Raw genomic sequence first — 19,231 nt, 5'->3', positions numbered from 1 at the left:
GTTTCACAAGCTCCTTCATTAAACATATATTATGTTTAAAAACGACAGGAGCCACATCGATGATTTATATTGTTCAACCTGGAGATACTTTTTTTCAGATAGCCCTAAGATTTAAAACATCAATAGCATTATTGCTCATATACAATCCCCAAATTACAGATCCAAATTTCATTTACCCTAGACAGATTATTAATTTACCTCCGACAGGGCATTCCTACAAACTTTGCCCTATTTTACGACAAGGCGATCGCGGACCATCTGTAAGTAGAATACAAATTCTCTTAAGAGATCAAGGACTTTACAGCGGAGCAATTGACGGCATATATGGACCACTGACACAGAGAGCACTTTTAACCTGGCAACAGAATACAAAGGAGCTTGAAGTTACAGGGATTGTTGATGAGGAAACTTGGGTATCGTTAGGATTTGAATGTAACGAACGTCCTGAGATTGTCCAATACATTGTACGTCCTGGGAGTTCCTTATTTGGAATAGCGATTTGGTTTGGGGTATCTGTGGATAACCTTTTACAAGTAAACCCTCAAATTACAAATCCCAACCAAATTCTTGCTGGGCAGATCATTAATATTCCGGCAACTTTTTAAACCTTTAAAACACGGTAAAAGCTCACAGGGAAAACATTCCACCAATAAATACAACAAATAATTACCAACCTAGTAAAGGGAAAAATTATTTGGAGGTAATGGATATGGCACAATTAAGAGAAATTATGACATCGGATGTTGTTACAATTAACGAAACACAGTCAGTCCAAGAAGCTGCTGCTTTAATGAGCCAACACAATATCGGGTCTGTTCCAGTAGTAAATAGTAACGGACAAATGGTCGGAATTGTGACTGACCGTGATATTACCCTGCGTACGACTGCACAAGGAGAAAGTGCACAAACACCCGTTTCTCAAGTGATGACTGCTCAGAAAATTGTTCAAGGAACTCCTGACATGGATGTACATGAGGCAGCAAATCTAATGGCTCAACAACAAATTCGCCGCTTACCAGTCGTTGAAAATGGGCAAGTAACAGGAATGGTTGCCTTAGGCGATTTAGCCGTACAAAATCAATACGCAAACGTGGCCGAACAAGCATTACAAAACATCTCAACCCCATCCGCACCTCAACAATAATGGGACAGAGGGCTGGGTTGGGACAGAGGGACAGGTCCCTTGTCCCAGAAACCAGAACCACTTTCTTGTAACAAAAATAATGGGACGCGATACCTCGCGTCCCTAAAATACGATTTGAACCAAAACCATGTATACGATTGTTCCACCCTCAATTGAAATGAACATACTTCTCTTTCAAAAGTGAATCATGGCAACTACAGCAACTACTGCTCCCCCAAATATAAAAAGACAACAATCGAAACTCCTCGTCCTACTTAGATGTTTTTCTTCATTCATCCATCGCTCAATATAAATAAAAGAATGGTTTACAATTATCTTTTTGTAGCACTGTATTGTGTTTGATAAAATAATAATACTAACCATATGGGACAGAGGGACAGGTTCACTGTCCCAGAAAGAACATCCTTACCACCCCTTTTGTAAAAAAATGGTGGGACGCGGGACCTGTCCCCGTGTCCCTCAGAGTAGGAGAATGATATGAAGAATCGCCCCAATATACAGCTTTCGTATTTTATTTCTATAATGGTTTGCGTGTTGTTGTTCGTTGGGGTTAACGGGACAATTGAAACCTTCATGTTACCTCAGGAAAGTAAAGCAACGACTCAAGGATCTACATCAATCCACGATTCTTCAGTAATTAAAAAGCTTAACAGTAATCAAGCTGTGACTATTGTTGCGTATGGTGATTCAATTACATGGGGGTATGAACGAGATTCTAATACCGGAAGAGTAACTCAAGTAAAGGAGCCTTATCCAAAGGTACTAGAATATGAACTTAAGCAAAAGTTTGACTATCGTCATATAAAAGTTATTAATAGAGGTCATCCCGGCTGGACATCTATTCAGGCACTTGAAAATATTGAGAAGGAAGTACTTAGCTATCATCCCGACCTAGTCATATTGATGTTTGGGATAAATGATGCAAGAGGTCATTTAAAATACAGTCCTCATTCTCTCCCTGTCCCTGTCGAACAATATAAAGAAAATAATCAACATTTACTTCGAAAGCTTCAAGAAAAAGGAATCGAAGTGGTTATCATCTCACCAACTACATTTACTAGTAAAAAAAATAATGCAAATATAAATCAAGTACACTATACAAATGCAATAAGATCCTTAGCAGAAGAAGAAAATATTCATTATATTAATGGTTCTGAAATCCCGATTGAAGATAATCTTAAAGACGGAATTCACTTTAAAGCCGAGCAATATAAGCTAATCGCAGAGAAAATAATGTCTGAACTATTTTAAGGATCGCGGGAGGTCCCTTGGCCCAATTTCCAGAATGTGGTGGGACGCGGGACCTGTCCCCTTGACCCACTTGGGGCGACGCATAATCCTATGTTCCGTTACATTTGTTATTTAATAGTAATTTACGTCATAATACGTGGCTTTTTTCATTCCTGTCAATAGTCTTATTCTAGTATTTTCTACCTCCATTACCAAAGGTAGACAAATACTAGATATGTGATTCAATTAGACCAATCTATTAATTTTCAATGATTGTTTGTGTTTAATATAGTAGAAAAGTTTTAAGTTATCAAATGAAGGAAAAGTCTTCCTCAAATATTACAAAATTCACATGCTATGATTGTGATGTATCTTGGATACAAACAAGAGGAGGACTGAATATGAAGAAAACTGTATTTTCATTATTAGTGGCAGGTGCACTATTAGTTACTGGGCCATTAGCTAGTTCCGCGGAGCAAGTAAATGATTCAAAAAATGTATATGAAGGTCGTTATGTTGTATCTGTTAACAACTCTACTAATTGGAATGACCTTATTCAAAACTTACTTAAAAAATACTATTCTGGGTATTCTCAAACTCAACCTAAAGTGGAGGCACCTACACAACCAACTGAGGAGCCAACTCAACCAAAAGCTGAAGATCCTATTCAGGAAAAACCTGTTGTTCAACAACCTGTACAACAGCAGCCATCAGAACAGCCAAAAGAAACTGAGAACCAAGCTGCTTATTCATTAAGTCAGTTTGAGCAAGAAGTTGTAACTCTAACAAATAATGAACGTGCAAAATATGGCTTACAGCCACTAAAAATTGATTTAAAATTAAGTGAAGTTGCGAGAATCAAATCTACAGATATGAAGAACAAAGGTTACTTCTCACATACAAGCCCAACTTACGGATCACCATTTGAGATGATGAAGCAATTTGGTATTCAATATCGTGCAGCTGGTGAAAATATTGCAATGGGTCAACGTTCACCACAAGAAGTTGTAAATGCATGGATGAACAGTGAAGGCCATCGTAAGAATATCTTAAGCTCAAACTTCACTCATATTGGAGTAGGTCACGTAGAAGGCAATTATTGGACACAAATGTTTATTGGAAAATAAACTCGTTTAGCAAGCTATGCTTTTCTTCCTTATAATAAATGAGCACCCAACGAAATTTCGTTGGGTGCTTTTTTGTGGGACAGAGGGACAGGTCCCACTGTCCCAGGAAAATATTGGCGGGACACGGGACCTGTCCCCGTGACCCCGTTATTGCAGTTTTCCTCTGCAGAGGATTGGGATTTGGTCTACGACTTCGTCTCCAGAGATTAGGTAGGCGTGGTCATAGAGGTTGCAGACTGGGCATATATGGTTTGGTATGACTTCTAGTGTATCTCCAATTGCAACTTGATTTCTAAATTCTTCATTATAGATGATTGCATGCTCATCATAAAGCTGGTCAATATGAACACCATATTTCTTGATATAACCTATCCCCGTCGTTGCACATATTCCTTCACTTCGCGACTGCATGGTGAGTCCTTTTGCACCGACATCTGTTATGACGCGTTCATTTGTTGGTTTGCTTATGACGGTTGTAAGGACAGTAGCTGCACATCTAGAGTAAGAACCAATTGCATTTCCTTGCGAAACATCCATGAGGATATAAGTTCCAATACGAAGTTCAGTGATTCCCTCCATGACTCCAAAATCATGCATGAGCGGTGGAGTCGATCCAATGCTAACGGTTTCAAGTTTGCAGCCTAATTCTTCAGCTAAATGTGCAAAATGAAGGGTGCGTTTTTGGGCTTCATTATATAGGCGGCGACATTCCTCAAGGTCTTTGGCTTTGTATGTATGACCATCGTGAGAAAAGATTCCTTTTAAATTCACATGCGCGCAGTTTTTAATATATTCTACTAAACTTGTATAATCGCTTTCTTCGATAACGCCTGAACGGTTTTCACCTACTTCAATTTCGATCAGAACTTGAGCTGGCTTTTGACTATCACTAAATACTTTCTCAATCATTTCACATTGTTCGATGCTGTCGACACCAAAGGAAATATCAATTGTTTCAGCAAGCTTTTTGATGCGATTTAATTTGACCTCTCCCACTATTTCGTTTGCAATAAAAATATCACTCAGTCCGTGTTCAGCCATGACTTCTGCTTCGCCAACCTTCGCTACCGTAATACCATTTGCACCTGCCTGAACCTGTAATTTAGCTAGTGCAGGCATTTTATGCGTTTTCGTATGCGGGCGAAGATGAACACCATATTGATTGGCATATGTTTGCATTCTATTAATGTTATCCATCATAATTTCTCGATCAATTAATAAGCTCGGTGTATCTAGTTCATGCTTTTTCATCAATACCACTCCTCACAAAATCAAATGCGCCTTAGCGTATTTGCGCCCGATTTTTTTCGAGCTTGCTCGAAAAGCTACCTCTGAAAAATCGTGGCATCCGCCGGAGGCTTTAACTTTATTCAGTCGGGGTTTGAACCCCTACTGAATTGGTTTCACATATTGCATTCATCCCCCACTTATAGAAGTAGGGGACTTCTGCTGAATAAAGTTAAAATAGGCAATCTTCTAGTTACTTTTTAGACCCGCTCCACATAAAGGAAAGACTAGTTGTTGGTCTTTTAATTCTGGGTATTTCTCTACATATTGTAAATATCCGGCATAATTGGCTGCTGAAGTGATTTCAACATAAATTCCTTTTAATGCAAGCTGCTTTCTTGCCTTTACTATACTTTCCTCAGACACGCCGATTATATCTCCACCAGTTTCTCTCACAGCCTGTAAAATTTCTGTTCCTCTTGCCGGTGCTGCAATGGCAATGCCCTCTGCCAAGGTTCCTGAATGTTCAACAGGTTCCACCGTGTTTTTACCTTCTACAAAGGCCTTCATAAGTGGTGCACAAACTTCTGCCTGTACAGCAAGAAGTTTTGGCATTTTCTCGATTTGCCCATTTGCCAATAGCTCTTGAAAGGCAATATATGCTCCCATAAGCAATGTTCCATTTCCTACTGGAATAATGAATGCTTCAGGCATTTTGTTATTCATTTGCTCAAATACTTCATACACATACGTTTTCGTACCTTCCCAAAAAATCGGGTTGTAAATATGACTTGCATAGAATGCTCCTGTGGTTTCAACCATCGATATCGCAGCGGTTGCAGTATCTTCCCTATTTCCAGGAACCTTATGAATAACCGCGCCATGTGCTTCAATCTGGGCTATTTTTTTAATAGAGGTTGATTCCGGAACGAAAATATCACATTGGATCCCTGCCCTTGCTCCAAAGGCCGCAATGGCTGTTCCAGCATTACCACTACTATCTGCAACGACTCTCTCAACGCCGAGTTTTTTCGCCATGGCAATGAGCAGTACAGCCCCACGATCTTTAAAAGACAAAGTAGGCATATAGTAATCAGCTTTGGCGTAGACATTATCATCAATTTTAATAAGTGGAGTACCTCCTTCCCCTAACGTAATCTCCTGCCATACATCCTCCTGTTCAAATGGAAGTGCATCGATATATTTCCAAAGAGAATGATTTCTGGATGAAGAGGTTTCAGTAAAATCTACTGCCTTTTTCTCAAATTCAAGGTTTAGTAATCCACCACAATTACATTTCCATATATTACTTTCCAACGGATATGTTGAATGACATTCAAAACAGATATAGTTCATCATCACTCTTCCTTTTCTTAATCAATATAGGCTATTGCTTCAAGTTCTATCGAATATCCATAATGTAGTTGATTAGTAGGAACAACAGCCCTTGCAGGCTTATGATCACCAAAATACTGTTTGTATAATGAATTAACGGTATCCCATAGTGAAATATCTGAAATATAAATCGTAACCTTCATAATGTCCTCTTTTTTTGCACCTGCTGCTTCTAAAACATGGTCTAAGTTGGTTAATACTTGTTTGGTTTCGGCCGCAATATCACCGCTAGTTCCCTCTCCTGTAAAAGGATCAACCGGGAGTTGCCCTGATATGAAGAGTAAATTACCCTTTTGTGTTGCAGCGGAATAATGACCTTGGTTTGGCTTTGCACCGTTAATGGTGATAAATTTCATACTAAAAAGCCTCCTTTTGGATAAAATTTTATAATATGTGGATGTTTCTTTGTTTACTTTTTATCTTTAATTTCTTCAATATAGCTGTATACCGTGACTTTTGAGATATTCAACTTCTCTGCCACTCTATCGATTGTTCCACGAATTAAGAAGATCCCTTTTTGTTCCATAAATCGAACCATCTCAACCTTTTCATCACGTCTAAGCTGTTCAACTGGTTTGTTGCCAATAATTTTATCGATCAAATCATTGGCTATCTCCTGAATATGCTCTGTTTCATGCATTTTTTTCTGCTGATGATTTAGGTTCGAAGGCTGGTCCGGATGTTGAGGAATCAAGCTGCTTAGATAGTTTATATTTTCAGTAATTCGTGTCGTATCAATGTTAATGCAAAGTGCGCCAATTACCTTTTTAACCTGATCTCTAATTAACAGGGTAGAAGATTTGATTAATCTACCATCATCAGTATGAAAATAATAATTTGCTGAATAATCATTCGTAAAATTTTGGGATAATAACACTTCTGTAATGAGATGATTAAAACTTTGTCCTACATTCCTTCCGGTTACATGGTTGTTAACTGTGTACACAACTGAGCTTTGAGGCACAGTTAAATCATGCAGTACAACTTCGCAATCATTGCCAAATGTTTTAGCAATCACCTCTGCCACCGGCATGTACTGTTCAAGTATAGAATTCATAAATAAATTCCTTTCCTTAGTCTATTCAACTAAAATATATATAAAATTTTATATGAAATCAAGAACTTTTTATATATCAAGAAAATGAGATTAAACGCTTATTTTTTATACAAATCACAAGAAGTGTATAATGGGACAGAGGGACAGGTCCCGTGTCCCACCATCAAAAGTTGGTGGGACTCGAGACCCTTGTACCATACATAATAAAAGAGGTGTGTATTTAATGGAGCAATTAATGTTTATTGAAACAGGAATGGGAATTGATGTTCATGGCCAGAACATTACGAAGGCAGCCGTTCGAGCTGTAAAAAATGCGATTCATTTTAATTCAATGCCTGGAATTCGATCTGTACTACCAGGCAATAGTTTAGACAATATGGTCGTGAACGTAAAGCTAGCGGTCCCTTGTGATAAAGAGGCGCTGGATATCAATGCGATTAAAGAGAGTATACCGTTTGGAAAAGTGTCAGTGGAAGTTATGGACGGTGGAATGTTAACAACAAGCGGCATCGTCATTGAGGAAAAAGACGATCAAAACGATTTAATGTACATAGTAGTTGCTTCAGTTGAAGTTGGGTACTAATGGGACAGAGGGACAGGTCCACTGTCCCAACCTCCCAAAAAAAGTGGGACAAGGGACCTGTCCCCGTGACCCAGAACAAGAAAATCAACGGTGACTCATTTCGCACAAAAAAGGACCAATCGCACGATTGATCCCTAGAAGTTATTTATTGTGTTACTTGCTTTATTAGTTTTTTATTTCCTTTATTTAAGATATTCTCATAATCGATATATTCATAAATATCATTTGAAATTATGTTACTGAATTCTACCAATTCATCTACCGATAAATCTTCAATGCCTTTTTTGTTCTGTTCACAATAGATAATGATTTTCCCAACGATTTCGTGGGCATCCCTAAATGCGATTCCTTTGCTGACTAAATAGTCTGCCACCTCAGTAGCATTTAAGAAGCCAGCTTTTATTGCCGCCTTCATGTTATCTTCTTTCACATGAAGCGTATCAATCATTTTCGACATAATTTCGAGACAGTCCATTACAGTATCAAGGGCATCGAAAAATTGTTCTTTATCTTCTTGCATATCTTTATTATAGGTGAGTGGCAAACCTTTTAGAGTTGTCAATAACGATACTAAGGAGCCATAAACTCTTCCTGTCTTTCCTCTAATAAGTTCTGCAGCGTCAGGATTTTTCTTCTGTGGCATAATACTGCTACCCGTTGAATACGCATCATCCATTTCAATAAATCGGAACTCTTGGCTACTCCAGAGTATAAGCTCCTCACTTAATCTGCTTAAGTGCATCATTGTAATAGAGAAGCTCGACATGAGTTCTAGCAAATAATCACGGTCGCTTACGCCATCTAAAAAATTATCTACGGGCTTAGAAAAACCTAATAGCTCAGTCGTTATCTGCCGATTAATATTATGGGTAGTTCCCGCAAGCGCACCGCAACCTAACGGATTTTCATCCATAATCTCAATCGCATTGCTGATTCTTTTTTTATCACGATTAAACATCTGTACGTAAGCACCAAGGTGATGACTAAATGTGACAACCTGAGCACGCTGCAAATGGGTATATCCAGGCATGATGACATTGTTTTGACTAGCTTTGTTATTTAGTGATTCTATTAGTTGCCCAAGGGAAGCCATTACTTCGTTTGCTTTTTGTTTAGCGTAAAGTCTCATGTCAACTGCTACTTGGTCATTTCTACTTCTAGCCGTATGCAGCTTTTTACCAACTTCACCAATTCTTTCAGTTAAATTCATTTCTACAAAGGAGTGTATATCTTCATAATTACCTTCTACTTTTAGAGTCCCAGCCTCGATATCTTCCAAAATTGTTTGAAGACCCTCTATTAGCAAAATACCTTCAGCATCTGAAAGCAATTTACATTCTACCAGCATTCTTACATGGGCTATGCTTCCTGTTATGTCCTGATAGTATAGTCTGTGATCAACTGGTAGAGAAGTATTAAACTTCTCCATTATTTGATCCCCTCGCTTAGTAAAGCGTCCGCCCCATAATTTCACTTATATTCCAACTCCTTCACTTGCACCGTACTTCCTTTTGTGATTCTTAGATAATAGAAAAATAGTTATTATGAGTAAGACTAAGATCAATAGTAAAGTTAAAACACTGCCTGTAATACCGGCAACAATATACCCAATAAAGGCAATTGATGCATTAAGGAGTGCATAAGGTAATTGTGTTTTCACGTGGTCAATATGGTCAGCACCCGCTCCTGTAGACGAAAGAATGGTCGTATCAGAAATTGGTGAGCTATGATCCCCCATTATTCCACCCGAAAGAACAGCCCCGATACAAACTAATAAATGCGCATCTAATGTAACGGCCATAGGAATAGCGATTGGTAGCATGATAGCATAAGTTCCCCATGAAGATCCTGAAGCTAAAGACATTAACACGCCGACTAAGAATAATAGAGCTGGAATAATGAATGCAGGCACATTTCCATTCATTGCTTCCACAATAAAGTTTGCAGTACCCATTTCCTTCATCACTTTTCCAAGTGACCAAGCCAGGATTAGTGTAACAGCAACATAAACCATTTTTTGCATCCCAGTTGTGTAGATAGTAAAAATATCACTAAATTTTTTCAATTTATATACAAGCATTAAAATGATAATTGTAATTGCGGCAAACAAATATGCTGTACTTAAGGAAACTCTAAAATCATTTCCTGGTACTGGTTCAAATGGGAAACCATACGAAATCAATAAACCAAAAAGAGTAACAAATAATACTAAAAGAGGCAACCAAACCAATATAGCATGTCGGTGTTCTGTTCCTTCTTCACTATTCTCTACTCTTCTTAATGGTTTTGATGTTGGCCAGTATAGTTCACCAGTAGTTTGAACTCTGTGCTCAGCTTTTGCCATTGGCCCAAAATCTAATTTTGTAAGAGCGACTAGAGGGACCATTACAACAGCTAATATCGCATAAAACTGAAAAGGAATTACCTGAACCAGAGTAGAAAATTCAGATGTCGTAATATTTAAGGCCTCATATTCCTTTTGAATAAGACCCATAATGTATACGCCCCATCCGATAAAAGGAATTAATACTGCAACAGGTGAGGAAGTTGAATCAATAATCCAAGCGAGCTTTTCTCTTGAAATTTTCGCCTTATCAAAGATTTTTTCAAATACAGGGCCAACAATTAGCGGTGTACCCAAATCAGAGAAGAAAATGATAATTCCTCCGAACCAAGCAGAAATCTGCGCTTTAGCCTTAGTATTAATAAATTTAATCGTATTTGCTGCAAGTGCAGCTCCACCACCGGACTTTTCCATAAGTCCTACAAATCCGCCAATAAAAAATAATAATACGATAATAGCTGCATTGTAGCCATCTGCTGCAAGTGGGAAAAAGTAATTCCCTATTGTCTCTGTTGTTGCCACAAGAGGATTTCCTCCGACAAGAATGAGCACTCCGATAAAAGCACCAAAGAACAGTGACACTACTACATTTCTAGTTATAACCGCAAGAATGATTGCAATAATAGGTGGGAGTATTGATATCCAGCCCAAGTGTTCCATAAACATTTCTCCTTCTAATAAATAAGCTATTACATTGCATAAATATAAAAGGATAAATTTTTAGAATTTATCCTAGTACTTGATTATAAAGAACAATTCTATGAAATGCAATAAACTATTTAAATATAATTTTTATAAATATACATTTCGCTATTATATTTATAAAAAAAGAGATTGACGTGGCCTTCTGACACTGTTAAATCGGGTCAATCACCAACTTAATTAAAAGGTTATTATTCTCGCAATCAAATTTTACTCAACAAAAAAACGAAGAGATTACCTCTTCGTTTTCTAGCGTGATGTATAATCAGCATGGATTCACATGATTGATCCAACTGGGAGTTCCCTCCTACTATTTGTTTAGGTATGCCCACGCGTATTGGGCGTATAGTTCTGCCCCAGTGACCATGGCATCTTCGTCGATGTTGAATTTGCCGTGGTGGTGTGCCCACCCGGTGTCTTTTTCGGGATTTCCTGATCCAACTAAAGCAAAGCAACCTGGTACTTCATCAAGGTAGAAACTGAAGTCTTCCCCGCCCATTGTTGGTTTTTCATCATAAAGGACTTCTTCACCAAATGCCTCAGTGGCTACTTGTTGTACGAGCTTTGCACTTTCCTCACCGTTAATGACCGCTTGTGTGCCACGAATATAGTCTACTTCAGCGCTTGCCCCGTAAATTGACGCAACCTGTTCTGCATATACACGAAGCTGCTTTTCAATATGATCACGGATTTCAGGATCAAAACAGCGAACGGTTCCTTCAATAACCGCATTCTCAGCAATCACATTAAAGCGCGTTCCCACTGTCATTTTTCCAACCGTTAATACAGCTGGCTTTTGAGGGTCGATCGTTCTTGAAACAACAGATTGAACATTCATCACAAAGGATGAGGCAACAATTGCGGCATCGATGCAATCCTGCGGAATTGCCCCATGTCCCCCTCTTCCCTTGAATTTCACCGTAAAAATATCTGCTGATGCGAACGAAGGCCCAGGATTGCAGGACACTTTATTGGTTGGCATTTGTGACCAAATATGCATTCCAAATACATTATCGACTCCCTCAACCGCTCCTTGTTTCACCATTTCTAAAGCTCCTGTTGCCACTTCTTCAGCCGGTTGAAAAATCAAGCGGACATTACCATGTAGTTCCTCTTTCATGTCATTCAATGCCTTCGCAGCAATGAGAAGCATTGCAGTATGAGAATCATGGCCACATGCATGCATTTTGCCTTGCGTTTTAGAGGCATATGGCAAATCCAAATTTAATTCTTCAACGGATAAAGCGTCCATATCCGCTCTCAATGCGACAGTTTTTCCCGGCTTGCTGCCCTTTATTTCTCCGATCACACCTGTCGGATTTGTTTTATGATTCTCGATTCCTAACTCATCAAGATATTGCACTACGAATGCCGATGTATTGTACTCTTCCCAAGACAATTCAGGCTCACTATGCAATTTTCGACGAATAGCTGTCAATTCTTCACTATAGTCCGCGATTGCTTGTTTTATTATTTCATTTACCATGAGGTTCAACTCCATTTAAATCATTCGTTGTGCGTTAAAAAGTTTTTTTAATTTTATAAGAATGATACAAAAGTTCCAGCTAGAATAACAGAAACAATCGTAACTGTGATAAATCCACCCACTAGCATTGGCGGTAACATATGACTTGTTAATACTTCTCTTTCTTCTTCATCCTTTGTCAATGAATTAATAACTTCATTTGTAATAATATAATCAGCCGGGAATCCGTATAGGGCTGTTAGTGATACTGCAAATGCCATGTGTTTGCTGACTTTTAGCAACTTACCTGCAATGAATGAAAAGATATACATCCCGATTACCCCTAATACAATACACCCGATAAGCGGTGTTAAAATCTCAAGCATCATGTTAGGAGTTGCATGCTTTAATCCATCAAAAATGAAAAGCATTAACCCCATAATCGCTAAACCAAATCCATTTGCCTTTTGTAAGGAATGTGTTTCAAGGAAACCAACACTCTTTCCGATAACCCCAAAGAGTAAGCAAAGAACAAGCGCATTAACATTCACAACCGGTGCTAATAAAGTTGAAGCTAAGTAAGCAAGGTAACCAACTACTGCTAATCTTAAAAACTTGAAATATTCTGTATTATATCTTTCTGGAATTTTATCAATCCACTTAACCTTTGGAACAGTTTCAGATGTTGCCGCAACTTCCGCTTTTACTTCTTCCACTTTCGAAAGCTGACCATTGCGATATTGTTGTAATAGTTTCTTACCTTCCTTTTTCAAAACGATTGATGTTATCGGGTATCCTGCAAAACCTTGCATTACATAGATCACAATCGCAAAAACAGATAAGCTTGTAAGTCCTGCATTTGCTGCCCCTTCTGACATGATTAATGCTGAAACTAGGCCTCCAACTAATGGTGGAATGGCTACTATGACTGTTTGCACTCCAAAAATGAGTGTTCCAACTCCGAAAAGTATCGCAATAATACCTAGAATACCAGATAAAGCTATTAAAATTGTTTTCCACTGTGCCATTAATTCTTTAAGTGATAATAATGTACCCATATTTACAATTAATAGATACATCAACATCGTAGCAACAACAGATGGAATACCTGCTAATGCAACAATATCTTGCGGAAAAAAAGTCCAATACCCTATTAAAAATAGGACCGCACACACAAACACGGATGGTATCCATGCTTTTGTTTTTATAGAAATAAAGTCTCCGATAAAAAGTATGATAAGTAAAAGAACGAAAGCTAGCATTTGAGACATTATATGTTCAACCCCTTTTTGTGTTAATTGTTATTATTTTTTAAATATAATAACATCTTAACTCACGAAAAGAAAGATTTTTTTGAAAATAGTTGCAATATCAAGAGATTATCAACTTACATTTCTTTTATAATTTGTATTTACTGGGCATATTTGTTATTTTAATATATTTTTTACAAATCCTATCATACATCTTAGATAAAAATAGGGCTGTTCTAAAAGTCATGGCACTGACCTTCGGAACAACCCTGTTATCTTTTATAAAATATCATTAAAAGGCTCATTACATTTTACCGAGATCTACATTAGCTGCATTGTTGTGACACAAGTATTGTCGCCTTCAAATGTGGAAAGTTCTGATTCTACTGTTTTTCCGTCATATCCGATTTTTACTGTATATGTTTTATCCCGCGGTAACCATAGATCGATAAAACCATTTGCGAACGATGTCATGGTTTCATCAACAACCACGTCACCAGCCTCATCTTGAATGTAGACATCAAATTCCTTTTCAACTAATTCTCCTTGACAACCTGTTAAACTGTGAATGGCACATTCGTGTGTTGTTTCAATAAATGGGGCAATCGAAACAAAAAATTCTTCCTCAGGAAGTTCATAAGAGGTTTCTTCTTTATTACTATCCGTAACAATAAGTTCGTGCGAGGTAATCGAAGCAGACACATCTTCAAAACTACCAACACTATAATCGTGTATCATTTCTTTAATATCTTTTACTTCATTTACTTCCTTTTCATTCGATGAACTATTGTTACAAGCTGCTAATAGGAGGATTAGCAGTAATCCAGTTAATCCAAGTAATCCTTTTTTCATCAAGTTACAACTCCTTTTAAAATGCAGGTAAGAATCATATTTGTCATCATCAAATACTATATCCTTGATAATAGTAACTAATAATTATGAAGAAAGTGTGCAGAAAACAGTTTTTGGCGCTAGATATTTTTAGTTTTTTAAAACCATTTCTCTTTTCTACATTTATAGATTATCTTCCAATTCAATCGTTACCTTAGTACCTTTTCCTAGTTCACTATGCATATTTATATGACCACCATGAGCTTCTACAATTTCTTTCACAATTGATAAACCTAGACCTGAACCACCACTTTCGCGTGATCTTGACTTCTCAACTCGGTACAAACGGTTAAATATAAATGGGATTTCCTCTTTTGGAATGCCTATTCCTTCATCGATAACAGATAACACTATTTTATTCTTAGTCTGGTTTTGTTCAACTTCTAATGTAACTCTACTATTCCTGTTTGAATATTTTAATGAGTTATCTAATAGGTTTATAACTACTTGTTCTAATCTAGGTCTGTCTATATTGGCGAATAAGCCATTCGGACAGGAATGACTCAACTGAATTCCTTTTTTCTTAAACGCTGGATGAACTTTCTTCACAATTTTATTTGTGAATTCGCAAAGATTAACCCTTTCCTTTTCAATAACAAAGGTATGCTGGTCAATTTTAGCTAAATCAAATAAGTCTTTGACCAAACCTGAAATATGTTCGGCTTCCTCGCAGATTATTTGTAAATATTTATTGCGTTCTTCTTCACTAATACCATCTCTTCGCGCAATATCTGCATATCCTTTTACATAGGTTAGAGGGGTTCTTAATTCGTGTGAAATACTTGCCAGGAACTCACTTCTCTCCTGTTTTAAATGGTTTAAATCATTTGCTAACATTTGAATACTTCGTGCAAGCTCACCTAATTCATCATTGCTTTGATGTCTAACTGAAACCGTAAAATCCCCTCTACTTAGCGCTTTTGTGGCCTGTTTCATTCTAATTAAAGGAAGTGTTATTACTTTAGAAAGCAAAAAGACTGTCACAACCGTTAAGAGAATTGTAAGACTTCCTACCAGTATAAAATGTTGCTTTAATTTAGAAACCATCATTTGTATCGAATGTGTGCTCTTAAACATATACACATGGCCGATCAATTGATTACCAATCATAATGGGACTAACAGTGGATATATAAGACTCTGTTTCCCACCGTTTTTCGACAATCATCCCCTCGAATGGCACGGGTCCCCTTTCCCTCTCCATCAGCTGTTTCATCGGTGTTGTTAGCTCATTTGACTTAGCAAGTACCTTACCATTATGAGTCATGATGACGACATCCGTATCTGCTTCAGTTTCCATTAAAGCAACATGCTCAATTGTCGTATCATCAAAGCTTTTTTCTAATACATGGCGGTGACTTTCCCCTCTTGCTTTTAATTCCGCAAGTTCTTCGTCAATACGAGAATTGACTAGTCCAGTATATAAAAAAGAAAACAAAATGATTTCAAGAATTAAGATGAATGAGAAAAACAGTAGACCAAGTTTAAGCGATATTTTATTCATTCATTTTCTCCTTATATTTTTAGCCTTCAAAAAAACGTAAATAAATCATAAACATCATACCACTTCGTTTAAAATCCAATTCTGCCCTTCACCAACTATTCATAAATTCTGCATAGATTCTGCAATGTTTAGATGTATTCTAAAGCCATAAAAGATAAGGAGTTGGTAGATATGAAAAAATGGGCAATTAGCATTTTCACAGCTGCATTAGTAATCGGTACAGGTACCGCTGTATTTGCACAAGGAGATGGTGAAGGTTTCCTTCCTTTTGAAAAGATGAAACCCCTCATGGAAAAAATGCACCCCGATTTTTCTGAACAGCAATTAAAAGATATGTTTGATTCTTGTCATGGAGAAAACGGCTCGATGAAAAATACAAATTTTAATGAAATGCATAATCTAGATATGAAGAATAATAGCTTATAACTATACTCATCTTAAGAGAGCCCCCTAGACGCAGCTTTAGGGGGCAAAACAATTTTAGTTAGATGTGCACCTCATTCCCATTTATATCCAATTCCCCAAACAGTTTTTAAATGATCTTCAATCGGAAAACCTGCTTTTCTAAATTTATCACGTATATTTCTAACGTGTGAGTCTACCGTTCGATCCTCAATATTCGCATCATACCCCCATACTGTTTCTAATAGTTTCTCACGACTAAAAACAATATTCTTGTTTTTCATTAACAGACCAACCATCTCGAATTCTTTTGGAGTTAGAATGATACTTTCTTTATTAAAGTACATTGCGTGATTATTGTCATCCCAAATCAACCCATACATTTCAATTTTTTGAGATTGTTTCGTTCTTCTTAAAATAGCTTGAATGCGAGCAATTAATACATTTTCATCAAAAGGTTTGGTAATATAATCATCTGCTCCTATATTTAACCCTCTGACCATGTCCGTACTTGTATCTCTAGCTGTAAGCATGATAATAGGTACATTTGAAAATTTTCTGATCTCTGTCGCCGTCTCCCAACCGTTTAAATTGGGCATCATGATATCCAATAAGATTAAATCAACATGGTTATTTTCTAAATACTTAATCCCCTCTTCGCCAGAATTCACTGCAATACATGTAAAGCCATGGTGCTCTATATATAAGGTAAGTAATTGCAACATTCGTAACTCATCATCTATTAATAAGATTTTCGGCATATAAATCGCTTCCTTTGTTAATTGCATGATTAAAGTTCCATTCTCAACAATTATTGTCCACACTTCTTAATTTATTTTAAAATATATTTTTGCAGAAATTGTGCAGAGCAAAGATCGAAATGACAAAAAGACTGTCCTTACATTCATTTTTCAATGACTTGGACAGTCCCTTAATTGTAAATTAAAAGCAAAATTAACAAAATCAATTATTAAGGCATTTAACTAAAATAACTCACGAAAGCGATCATTATAGCGCTAAAAGATCCTCCAATCAAAAAGAAACCAGAAAAGGCATTTATCGTCTCTTTCCTCTGTAATCTTTTATATTCCGCATAAGTTATCTCCTGTTTTGCAAACTTCACCCCATTGGAATTAGGTTCTACATAATAAACGGTGCCATCATTGTCTTGTAGAATTACCGATTTTATAAAACCTGATTCGTTCCCATCTTTCTGGTTATAATTAATTTCCGAGCGATTAACACCTATAAATTTATATAGTGAATGCTCCCCTATCTTTTCACAAAATTCATTAGCTTGTAACTCAACAAAGTTATTTGATACACACACATTAATCACCCCGCTTTACATACTTAAACCCGCCTTATAAAGCTCTATTAAATTTATTATATTACTCTAGATTGGTTAATGATACTACCCTTACCACCATCTAAAGTGCCTGTTTTCAAATGCTCTTATCTTTATAATAACTGAAAAGTATAAATGAAAAATTTGCAGAATTTGTGGATTTTCACATAACTGTTCTGTTTATTCATCTTTTTTGTAAAAAGTGAAATACATCACATCTTCCAACTATTAATTCCTCTTAAGATGATTGTGTTAAATCTTTTCTAGGAGGCTTTCAAATGAAGAAACATGTAGTTTATTTATTAACAACTATATTTGTATTAAGCATAGTCCTTGTGGGGTGTGGTGCTAAACAGGAGAGTACTGAGCAAAATCAAAAAACTTCGACCGCGAACACCGAGGTAAGCAAGGAAAACACAACATTTATATTCACAGCTAATGAGGGGGGAAGTATATCAAAAATTGATTCATCTACAAATGAAGTCGTAGATACCATTAAGGTGGATGGAGCCGTCCATAATGTTCAAGTTTCACCTAATGGTAAAGTACTTGGCGCAACAGTAGTACTCGGTATGGGTCACCAAGAGGATTCCGATAATACCTCCGAAGACCATACTAGTCATGGTACAAATGACCAATCTGATGAGCATTCTAGTCATGAATCAAACAGCGACCATTCAAATATGGATTCAATGGATATGAGGGGTTACGCGATGTTCTATAACATTGAATCAGGTGAATTACTTAAACAGGTCCAAGTTGGGAACCACCCTGCACATATCGTCTTTACTTCAGATGGTAAATCGGCGCTTGTGACAAACAACGAAGATAATAATGTCTCAGTCATTGATACCCAAAACTTTGAACTAACAAATACAATCCAAACCGGTAAAGGTCCGCATGGATTTAGAATTTCTTCTGATGATCAGTTTGCTTATATTGCGAATATGAGCGAGAACACAGTTAGTGTAGTGAATTTACAAACGTTTAAAGAGGTTAGAAAAATTGAGGTTGGCCAGGCACCCGTTACAACAGGTATTTCAGCTGATGGCAAGACATTAGTAGCTTCCCTAAATGCGGAAAACAAAGTAGCAATCGTTGATGTTGAAACAGGTGAAGTCGAAAAAGTCGATGTTGGGAATGGACCTGCGCAGGTATATATTCAAGCAGACAATCAATATGTGTTTGTTGCAAATCAGGGAACAGAAGACACCCCTTCCGATACAGTGACCAAAATTGACTTAACAAACAATAAAATAGTAGCTACTATCAAAACAGGAAAAGGCTCTCATGGTGTTGTTACAAGTTCAGATAACAAGTTTGTTTACGTTACAAATATGTTTGATCATACGATAAGTGTTATACATAATGAGAAAAACGAAGTTATCGCAACAGTTGGCGTTGACAAAACTCCAAACGGAATTAGTGTTATGCCGTAAGAAAATTACTTTGTTTAAGACTTCATCTATCTGATGAAGGACTCTACGGCCCGAATCCTAGCGTGTTCGGGACTTCATCCAACCGATGAAAGACTTTACCGACTCGGGCTCCGCTCGTTCGGGA

At 37.2% G+C, this 19,231-nt stretch carries 19 protein-coding genes; 7 read left to right on the top strand and 12 right to left on the bottom strand.

The features are described 5' to 3' along the window. Positions 1-59 precede the first annotated feature (59 nt). The 4 genes from ACFSFW_RS11815 to ACFSFW_RS11800 all read left to right on the top strand — a co-directional run bounded on the left by ACFSFW_RS11815 (position 60) and on the right by ACFSFW_RS11800 (position 3,501). The gene (locus ACFSFW_RS11815; protein WP_388038429.1) at positions 60-605 is read left to right on the top strand and encodes a LysM peptidoglycan-binding domain-containing protein; all 546 of its coding nucleotides are present in this window, start codon (positions 60-62) and stop codon (positions 603-605) included. Between the two features lie 104 nt (positions 606-709). Then, entirely contained in the window at positions 710-1,144 is a 435-nt protein-coding gene (locus ACFSFW_RS11810; protein WP_388038426.1) for a CBS domain-containing protein, read from the top strand. A gap of 477 nt (positions 1,145-1,621) precedes the next feature. Beyond that, a complete protein-coding gene (locus tag ACFSFW_RS11805) occupies positions 1,622-2,395 on the top strand; it encodes an SGNH/GDSL hydrolase family protein (protein ID WP_388038423.1) in 774 nt (257 codons plus the stop codon). Positions 2,396-2,775: 380 nt separating this feature from the next. Then, on the top strand, positions 2,776-3,501 hold the full coding sequence (locus ACFSFW_RS11800) for a CAP domain-containing protein (RefSeq protein WP_388038421.1): 726 nt from the start codon (positions 2,776-2,778) through the stop codon (positions 3,499-3,501). Between the two features lie 147 nt (positions 3,502-3,648). Here the strand turns inward: ACFSFW_RS11800 and ACFSFW_RS11795 are convergent, their stop codons facing one another. From ACFSFW_RS11795 to ACFSFW_RS11780, 4 genes are all read right to left on the bottom strand, one after another. Then, entirely contained in the window at positions 3,649-4,752 is a 1,104-nt protein-coding gene (locus tag ACFSFW_RS11795) for a D-TA family PLP-dependent enzyme (RefSeq protein WP_388038419.1), read from the bottom strand. A 225-nt stretch (positions 4,753-4,977) separates the two neighbouring features. Next, on the bottom strand, positions 4,978-6,087 hold the full coding sequence (locus ACFSFW_RS11790; RefSeq protein WP_388038416.1) for a threonine synthase: 1,110 nt from the start codon (positions 6,085-6,087) through the stop codon (positions 4,978-4,980). Between the two features lie 14 nt (positions 6,088-6,101). Next, a complete protein-coding gene (locus ACFSFW_RS11785; RefSeq protein ID WP_388038414.1) occupies positions 6,102-6,479 on the bottom strand; it encodes a RidA family protein in 378 nt (125 codons plus the stop codon). Positions 6,480-6,532: 53 nt separating this feature from the next. Beyond that, entirely contained in the window at positions 6,533-7,180 is a 648-nt protein-coding gene (locus ACFSFW_RS11780) for a helix-turn-helix transcriptional regulator (RefSeq protein ID WP_388038411.1), read from the bottom strand. A 223-nt stretch (positions 7,181-7,403) separates the two neighbouring features. Here ACFSFW_RS11780 and ACFSFW_RS11775 point away from each other — a divergent pair, with 223 nt between their 5' ends. After that, positions 7,404-7,763: a Lin0512 family protein gene (locus ACFSFW_RS11775; RefSeq protein WP_388038408.1), complete on the top strand. Its 360-nt coding sequence runs from the start codon at positions 7,404-7,406 to the stop codon at positions 7,761-7,763. Positions 7,764-7,908: 145 nt separating this feature from the next. Here the strand turns inward: ACFSFW_RS11775 and argH are convergent, their stop codons facing one another. The 6 genes from argH to ACFSFW_RS11745 all read right to left on the bottom strand — a co-directional run bounded on the left by argH (position 7,909) and on the right by ACFSFW_RS11745 (position 15,918). Continuing rightward, positions 7,909-9,237, bottom strand: coding sequence for an argininosuccinate lyase (gene argH, locus ACFSFW_RS11770; RefSeq protein ID WP_388038405.1), 1,329 nt, complete (start codon positions 9,235-9,237; stop codon positions 7,909-7,911). Next, positions 9,238-10,767, bottom strand: a complete 1,530-nt coding sequence (locus tag ACFSFW_RS11765; RefSeq protein ID WP_388038403.1) for a Na+/H+ antiporter NhaC family protein — start codon at positions 10,765-10,767, stop codon at positions 9,238-9,240. Between the two features lie 352 nt (positions 10,768-11,119). Next, on the bottom strand, positions 11,120-12,295 hold the full coding sequence (locus tag ACFSFW_RS11760; RefSeq protein WP_388038401.1) for a M20 metallopeptidase family protein: 1,176 nt from the start codon (positions 12,293-12,295) through the stop codon (positions 11,120-11,122). A 53-nt stretch (positions 12,296-12,348) separates the two neighbouring features. Then, positions 12,349-13,545: a hypothetical protein gene (locus ACFSFW_RS11755; protein ID WP_388038398.1), complete on the bottom strand. Its 1,197-nt coding sequence runs from the start codon at positions 13,543-13,545 to the stop codon at positions 12,349-12,351. 300 nt (positions 13,546-13,845) lie between these two features. Continuing rightward, entirely contained in the window at positions 13,846-14,376 is a 531-nt protein-coding gene (locus tag ACFSFW_RS11750) for a CueP family metal-binding protein (RefSeq protein WP_388038395.1), read from the bottom strand. 162 nt (positions 14,377-14,538) lie between these two features. Further along, positions 14,539-15,918: a sensor histidine kinase gene (locus tag ACFSFW_RS11745; protein WP_304219590.1), complete on the bottom strand. Its 1,380-nt coding sequence runs from the start codon at positions 15,916-15,918 to the stop codon at positions 14,539-14,541. A 171-nt stretch (positions 15,919-16,089) separates the two neighbouring features. Between ACFSFW_RS11745 and ACFSFW_RS11740 the strand changes: the two genes are divergently transcribed. Continuing rightward, entirely contained in the window at positions 16,090-16,344 is a 255-nt protein-coding gene (locus ACFSFW_RS11740) for a PLC family EF-hand domain-containing protein (RefSeq protein ID WP_304219588.1), read from the top strand. Positions 16,345-16,415: 71 nt separating this feature from the next. Here the strand turns inward: ACFSFW_RS11740 and ACFSFW_RS11735 are convergent, their stop codons facing one another. Both ACFSFW_RS11735 and ACFSFW_RS11730 read right to left on the bottom strand, forming a co-directional pair. Beyond that, positions 16,416-17,081 (bottom strand): response regulator transcription factor, encoded by a 666-nt coding sequence (locus tag ACFSFW_RS11735; protein WP_304219670.1) that lies wholly within the window; start codon positions 17,079-17,081, stop codon positions 16,416-16,418. Positions 17,082-17,299: 218 nt separating this feature from the next. Further along, complete coding sequence (locus ACFSFW_RS11730) at positions 17,300-17,650, bottom strand: hypothetical protein (protein ID WP_304219586.1); 351 nt, start codon at positions 17,648-17,650, stop codon at positions 17,300-17,302. A gap of 296 nt (positions 17,651-17,946) precedes the next feature. On the opposite strand from ACFSFW_RS11730, the gene ACFSFW_RS11725 reads away from it, so the two are divergent. Continuing rightward, entirely contained in the window at positions 17,947-19,107 is a 1,161-nt protein-coding gene (locus tag ACFSFW_RS11725; RefSeq protein ID WP_304219584.1) for a YncE family protein, read from the top strand. The last annotated feature ends 124 nt before the right edge of the window (positions 19,108-19,231 follow it).

Source organism: Ferdinandcohnia salidurans (assembly GCF_042680725.1).
Taxonomy (GTDB): Bacteria; Bacillota; Bacilli; order Bacillales; family Bacillaceae_L; genus Ferdinandcohnia; species Ferdinandcohnia salidurans.
This window is presented reverse-complemented; position numbering and strand designations above follow the sequence as displayed.

What these genes read in the sequence shown, in the direction of transcription:
- ACFSFW_RS11815 (WP_388038429.1), top strand. Translation starts at nt 60, where the DNA reads ATGATTTATATTGTTCAACCTGGAGATACTTTTTTTCAGATAGCCCTA.
- ACFSFW_RS11810 (WP_388038426.1), top strand. Translation starts at nt 710, where the DNA reads ATGGCACAATTAAGAGAAATTATGACATCGGATGTTGTTACAATTAAC.
- ACFSFW_RS11805 (WP_388038423.1), top strand. Translation starts at nt 1,622, where the DNA reads ATGAAGAATCGCCCCAATATACAGCTTTCGTATTTTATTTCTATAATG.
- ACFSFW_RS11800 (WP_388038421.1), top strand. Translation starts at nt 2,776, where the DNA reads ATGAAGAAAACTGTATTTTCATTATTAGTGGCAGGTGCACTATTAGTT.
- ACFSFW_RS11795 (WP_388038419.1), bottom strand. Translation starts at nt 4,752, where the DNA reads ATGAAAAAGCATGAACTAGATACACCGAGCTTATTAATTGATCGAGAA.
- ACFSFW_RS11790 (WP_388038416.1), bottom strand. Translation starts at nt 6,087, where the DNA reads ATGATGAACTATATCTGTTTTGAATGTCATTCAACATATCCGTTGGAA.
- ACFSFW_RS11785 (WP_388038414.1), bottom strand. Translation starts at nt 6,479, where the DNA reads ATGAAATTTATCACCATTAACGGTGCAAAGCCAAACCAAGGTCATTAT.
- ACFSFW_RS11780 (WP_388038411.1), bottom strand. Translation starts at nt 7,180, where the DNA reads ATGAATTCTATACTTGAACAGTACATGCCGGTGGCAGAGGTGATTGCT.
- ACFSFW_RS11775 (WP_388038408.1), top strand. Translation starts at nt 7,404, where the DNA reads ATGGAGCAATTAATGTTTATTGAAACAGGAATGGGAATTGATGTTCAT.
- ACFSFW_RS11765 (WP_388038403.1), bottom strand. Translation starts at nt 10,767, where the DNA reads ATGGAACACTTGGGCTGGATATCAATACTCCCACCTATTATTGCAATC.
- ACFSFW_RS11760 (WP_388038401.1), bottom strand. Translation starts at nt 12,295, where the DNA reads ATGGTAAATGAAATAATAAAACAAGCAATCGCGGACTATAGTGAAGAA.
- ACFSFW_RS11755 (WP_388038398.1), bottom strand. Translation starts at nt 13,545, where the DNA reads ATGTCTCAAATGCTAGCTTTCGTTCTTTTACTTATCATACTTTTTATC.
- ACFSFW_RS11750 (WP_388038395.1), bottom strand. Translation starts at nt 14,376, where the DNA reads ATGAAAAAAGGATTACTTGGATTAACTGGATTACTGCTAATCCTCCTA.
- ACFSFW_RS11745 (WP_304219590.1), bottom strand. Translation starts at nt 15,918, where the DNA reads ATGAATAAAATATCGCTTAAACTTGGTCTACTGTTTTTCTCATTCATC.
- ACFSFW_RS11740 (WP_304219588.1), top strand. Translation starts at nt 16,090, where the DNA reads ATGAAAAAATGGGCAATTAGCATTTTCACAGCTGCATTAGTAATCGGT.
- ACFSFW_RS11735 (WP_304219670.1), bottom strand. Translation starts at nt 17,081, where the DNA reads ATGCCGAAAATCTTATTAATAGATGATGAGTTACGAATGTTGCAATTA.
- ACFSFW_RS11725 (WP_304219584.1), top strand. Translation starts at nt 17,947, where the DNA reads ATGAAGAAACATGTAGTTTATTTATTAACAACTATATTTGTATTAAGC.